At 53.0% G+C, this 566-nt stretch carries 1 protein-coding gene; it reads left to right on the plus strand.

The window, feature by feature from the left end:
• Window positions 1-186: 186 nt before the first annotated feature.
• Window positions 187-477 (plus strand): hypothetical protein, encoded by a 291-nt coding sequence (locus NK662_RS24725; RefSeq protein WP_254761368.1) that lies wholly within the window; start codon window positions 187-189, stop codon window positions 475-477.
• Window positions 478-566: the final 89 nt, after the last annotated feature.

Here is a 566-nt window from a genome sequence, read left to right on the forward strand (position 1 = left end):
GTAAGGAATTTTATTTAGGGGCCAGGCGGCAACATGACATACATGAGACGCTAAGGTAGGTAGCTAGCTAGCTAGCAGCAAATTAAGGACTTGCATGCAAGCTAGGTAGCTAGTACATGGCATATGTAGTGGTACTGGTAGCTCGTTGATCAGGTGATGAATTGGATGGAGATAAGTTTCTTCTAGTTGCAGTTGCAGCAGGAGCAGCCGCAGCTGGTGCCGCACTTGCAGGTGTTGCAGCCGCAGCTGCCGTTCTCCGCCCCCATCTCTGATCCTCCGGAAGCAGCACCAGACCCCTTGTTGGTTGCATCGGCAAGGAAGGTGGTCGTGGTCGTGGGTTCCACCTCAGAGTACTTGCATCCGCCGCAGCCGTTGCCGCACTGGCAGCTGGAGCCGCATCCGCAGTTGCCACCGCAGCACGACATGGTGATGATGATGAGAGCTTCTTCTTCCTTCTCTGGCCTTGTCGGCAACTAGCTGCTGCTTACTTGTATGGAGCTTCTCATATTGCCAACTCACGCCGACATGTTCAGTTGGCCATAAGCTATATCTGTTTACAACTTGAC

The sequence above is a fragment of the Ectobacillus ponti genome (genome assembly GCF_024294785.1).
Classification (GTDB): Bacteria; Bacillota; Bacilli; order Bacillales; family Bacillaceae_G; genus Ectobacillus; species Ectobacillus ponti.